Source organism: Streptomyces sp. SID12501, assembly GCF_010550245.1.
Lineage (GTDB): Bacteria > Actinomycetota > Actinomycetes > Streptomycetales > Streptomycetaceae > Streptomyces.
In genome coordinates this window covers 1-457 of the sequence record NZ_JAAGLU010000568.1, presented here as the reverse complement: position 1 = coordinate 457, position 457 = coordinate 1, and the positions used below count along the sequence as shown (strand labels likewise).

The 457-nt window shown below is 72.4% G+C and carries 1 protein-coding gene; it reads right to left on the bottom strand.

Going from position 1 to position 457, the window contains the following annotated elements:
- On the bottom strand, positions 1-457 hold a 457-nt coding region (locus tag G3I71_RS47325; protein WP_164325127.1), incomplete at both ends, for an O-methyltransferase.

Here is a 457-nt window from a genome sequence, read left to right as displayed (position 1 = left end):
CCATCCGGGAGTCGGCCGCGACGTGCTCGTTGAACGCGTGCACGCTCGCGCCCCGACTCTCCGGGGACTCGTCCAGAACGGTCCCGTGGAACAGGGTGTTGTCCGTGACGATGAGGCCGCCCGGGCGCAGCCGCGGCACGAGCTCCTCCCAGTAGAGGATCTGGCTCTGCTTGTCGGCGTCCACGTACGCCAGGTCGATGTGCTCCCGGGCCGGCATCGCGCGGAGCGTGTCCAGGGCGGGGGCGATGCGCAGGTCGATGCGGTCGGCGACGCCGGCGGCCTCCCAGGCCTCGCGCCCGTACGCCGTCCACTCCTCCGACACGTCGCAGGCGATGAGGCGGCCGTCGGCCGGGAGCGCCTGGGCCATGGACAGGGCGGAGAAGCCGGTGAAGGTGCCCACTTCCACGATGTGCCGCGCGCCCGTCAGCCGGACGAGGAAGGCCAGCAGCAGCCCCTT